The sequence below is a fragment of the Catenulispora pinisilvae genome (assembly GCF_015356865.1).
Classification (GTDB): Bacteria; Actinomycetota; Actinomycetes; order Streptomycetales; family Catenulisporaceae; genus Catenulispora; species Catenulispora pinisilvae.
Window position 1 is genome coordinate 1 of record NZ_JAAFZA010000439.1, and the last position, 3,965, is coordinate 3,965.

The following is a 3,965-nucleotide window of genomic DNA, read 5'->3' on the forward strand; positions in this document are numbered from 1 at the left end:
CCGCCGCCCTGCTCCGGCGTCGACTGCCCCGCCGAACCACCGGCCAGGTCAGCCCCGGACGGCGCGCCACCGTTCCCGATCTGCGAACCCTGACGCGACGAGCCCGAAGCCGCCGCATGCGACCCGCCGCCCACCGCGAGCACCCCGACGACCACAGCCACGGCCAGCACGGCGGCACCGCCGCCGATCACCATCGCGCGCCGCCGCCGATCAGCGTCCCCCGCAGCCGCCGCAGCAGCGGCGACATCCACCAGCCCCAGCGGAACAGCGACCGTCTCAGCCTCCGGCGAAGGCTCCGAAGGCAGCGGCAGCGCCCCGCCACCGACGCCACCGATCTCATGCTTATCCGCACCCTTGTCCGCACCCACGCGAACCCCCCGAATATTCAGATCATCGAACGCCGACAGACGAGCGACTGATCGTATCCGTACAGTCCTCGCCTGCAAACCGGGAAGCCGACCGCCGTCCCCGGAGCGTCCGTTCGACCGGACAGACCCTAGTCCCCCGCCTCCGCCAGCAACCGCCCATGCAGCGCGACCAGCGCGTCATAAACCCCCACCACATCCGCCAGATCCCCCGGCTCCGGCACCGACTGCTCCGCCGCCCGCTTGATCATCTCGGCCTGCTGCATCAGCACCGCGTACTGCGCCGGGCGCGGCGCCTGCGCCATGATCTCCTTCAGCGCCTGCAACTCCCGGATCATCACCGACGGCATCCCGCGGCTGGTCTGGCGCACCTTCTCGAATCCGCGCCGCACCAGCCGATCGTAGGGGGCCTGGGTCCGGATCAGCCGCACATAGCCGGCCCGGTCGCGGTGCACCACCTGCGGGTGCCAGCGCAGCGCCACCTGCCGCAGGCTGTCGCCGATCCAATCGATGCAGGTCAGCGCGGTGAACGGGTCGTTCACCGCGGGTGAGAGGGCGCGGACCGCGATCTCCACCAGCTGGTCGATGCCGAACGAGATGTCCTGGCTCAGCGAGCGGTAGGGCCCGGTCAGGTGCGCGCGCCGCAGCGCCGCCTTGACCCGCGGGGCGGCCTGCGGCGGCGTCACCATCGCCAGCAGCCGGCCGGCGACGATGAAGTGCCCCGGCCGGTACAGCAGGTGGATCACCGCGTCGTTCTCGGTGGCGATGCGTACCAGCTTGGCGTGCGAGACGTACTGCAGGTAGCCGCTCTCCGAGGAGGTGACCACGCCGTGCTCGGCGTCCATCGCGGCCAGGATCTCCTGGGGCGAGGGCCCCAGCCACTCGCTGCCCGGGGGCGGGGCGGCCTCCTCGTCGATGGCCTGCACCACGTCGGCGGCGATGGAGGCGATGACGGAGGGGAGCTGGATCTGCACCGCGATGTGGTGGATGAAGTAGATCAGGACCGCGACGTCCAGCAGCGACAGGAACAGCACGGCGCTGATCGAGGCGTGCGGGACGAAGTCGCCGTGCTTGCCGGGCCCGATCGAGATCAGCACCAGGATGGCGAAGGTGAAGGTGCCGACGAAGGTGCCCAGCGTCCACTGCGTCCCGCGGTCCCGCATGAAGTTGCGCAGCATCCGCGGCCCGAGCTGGTTGGCGGCCAGCGTCAGGGCGACCAGGATCACCGAGAACACCACGCCGATCACGGTGATGATGGCGGCGGCCAGCGCGGCCAGGATCTGCCGGGAGGCGTCGGCGGTGCCGCTGATCACCCAGGACGGCAGCTTGATCGAGCCGTTGTAGGCGGCGCGGTCCAGGACGTTGCCGCCCCAGAACAGCAGGAGCGCCGCCCCGACCTCCAGCGTCGGCACCCACCACAGGCTGGTGCGCAGCGCCTCCCGGCGCCAGCCGGGCCGCAGCTCGACATGCGTCAACGCGGCCCCCTGTCCTGGAAGTCCTGAAGTGAGCGCCAGTACCCGCGGGATCGGCGCGATGCGGATCCCGAGACGTGATGTGGTTCCCGAGACGTGGATCGGCGCGATGCGGATCTCCATGTGGATCTCCCGGAGCGCGGATCTGACGCCCCGAATGGGCCATCCGGGGTAGCCGACCGCCCACTGTGGGAGCAGGGTGGTCGCCGTGAAGTCCTCAGAAGGCACCGCCGAGGTCCCGGACCCGCCCCTGGAGCCGTCAGTCGGCTCGGTCCCGGACGCGCCGCCGAGCTCGCACCCGTACCGCCACCCGGCCGCCGGCTGGGGCGCCGCGAAGAGCGTCACGCACGTGCTGCTGGAGCAGGGCGAACTACGCGAGGGCACGCGCGCGATCCTGAAGATGAACCACGAGAACGGCGGCTTCGACTGCCCCGGCTGCGCCTGGCCGGACTCGCTCAAGGGCCTGCACCTGGACATCTGCGAGAACGGCATCAAGCACGTCACCTGGGAGATGACCCGCAAGCGCGCGGGCCGGGAGTTCTTCGCCGCGCACACCGTGGCCGAGCTGGAGCAGTGGACTGACTTCGCGCTGGAGGACCAGGGCCGGCTCACCGAGCCGATGGTCTACGACCCCGAGACCGACCACTACGTCCCGATCGGCTGGAAGGACGCCTTCGAGCTGATCGGCGGCACCCTGCGCGGGCTCGACGACCCGGACCAGGCCGCCTTCTACACCTCCGGCCGCCTGGGCAACGAGGCCACGTTCCTGTACCAGCTGCTCGCCCGCGAGCTGGGCACCAACAACCTGCCGGACTGCTCCAACATGTGCCACGAGGCCAGCGGCCGGGCCCTGACCGCGGCCCTGGGCACCGGCAAGGGCACCTGCGACCTCAAGGACTGGGAGAGCACCGACGCGCTGTTCGTGCTGGGCGTCAACGCCGCCTCCAACGCCCCGCGGATGCTCACCTCGCTGGCCCAGGCCTACCGCCGCGGGGCGCAGATCGTGCACATCAACCCGCTGGTCGAGGCCGGGGCCACGCGCACGATCGTGCCGCACGAGTTCGTGCAGATGGCGCTGAACAAGGCCACGAAGACCAGCACCCTGAACATCCAGCCGCGCATCGGCGGCGACATGGCCCTGATCCGCGGGATGGCCAAGGCCGTGCTGGAGTGGTCGGCCGGGGACCCCAAGGCGCTGGACCGGGAGTTCATCGACCGCCACACCCAGGGCTTCGAGGACTACCGCGCGCTGGTCGAGGCCACGACCTGGGACGAGATCGAGCAGCAGGCGGCGGTCCCCCGCCAGGACATCCGCAAGGCCGCGCAGGTCTACCGCGAAGCCGACCGCAGCGTCATCAGCTGGTGCCTGGGCATCACCCAGCACGAACACGGCGTCGACACCATCCGCGAGATCGTCAATCTGCTGCTGCTGCGCGGCAACATCGGCCGCGAGGGCGCCGGCCCCTCCCCCGTGCGCGGCCACAGCAACGTGCAGGGCAACCGCACCTGCGGCATCGACCACCGACCCAAGCCGGCGTTCCTGGACCGACTGGCCGAGGTCTGCCAGATCGACCCGCCCCGCGCGTTCGGCCGGGACACCGTCAGCACCGTCGAGGGGATGCACCGCGGCGAGGTGAAGGTGTTCTGCGGCATGGGCGGCAACTTCGCCCTGGCCGCCCCCGACACCGCCTACACCTACGAGGCGCTGCGCAACTGCGAGCTGACCTTCCACGTCAGCACCAAGCTCAACCGCAGCCACCTGGTCCACGGCAGGAAGGCGCTGATCCTGCCCTGCCTGGGCCGCACCGAGAAGGACCACCAGCGCGGCGGCGTGCAGCAGCTGTCGGTCGAGGACTCGATGAGCATGGTGCACCTCTCGGTCGGGATGAAGAAGCCCGCCTCGCCCTACCTGCTGTCCGAACCCGCGATCATCGCCGGCATCGCCAAGGCCGCGCTCCCGGACACGAAGACCCGCTGGGACTGGTACGTCGAGGACTACGACCACATCCGCGACACCATGGCCAAGGTCCTGGACGGCTTCGAGGACTTCAACCGCCGCGTCCGCCTGCCCCTCGGCTTCCGCATCAAGCAGCCGGCGCGCGAACTCGTGTTCCTCACCCCCTCCGGC

At 70.6% G+C, this 3,965-nt stretch carries 2 protein-coding genes and 1 pseudogene; 1 reads left to right on the plus strand and 2 read right to left on the minus strand.

The features are described 5' to 3' along the window. Both IZR01_RS48530 and IZR01_RS48535 read right to left on the minus strand, forming a co-directional pair. Positions 1–368 (minus strand): annotated as a pseudogene (locus tag IZR01_RS48530) (hypothetical protein); the annotation flags it as partial. Between the two features lie 128 nt (positions 369–496). Continuing rightward, positions 497–2,065 carry a DUF2254 domain-containing protein gene (locus tag IZR01_RS48535; RefSeq protein WP_323747318.1) on the minus strand — a complete coding sequence of 523 codons (1,569 nt, stop codon included), beginning with the start codon at positions 2,063–2,065 and terminating at the stop codon, positions 497–499. Between IZR01_RS48535 and IZR01_RS48540 the strand changes: the two genes are divergently transcribed. Then, positions 2,046–3,965, plus strand: a 1,920-nt coding sequence (locus IZR01_RS48540) for an FdhF/YdeP family oxidoreductase (protein WP_323747319.1), incomplete at its 3' end; no start/stop codon positions are given. The genes IZR01_RS48535 and IZR01_RS48540 overlap by 20 nt on opposite strands.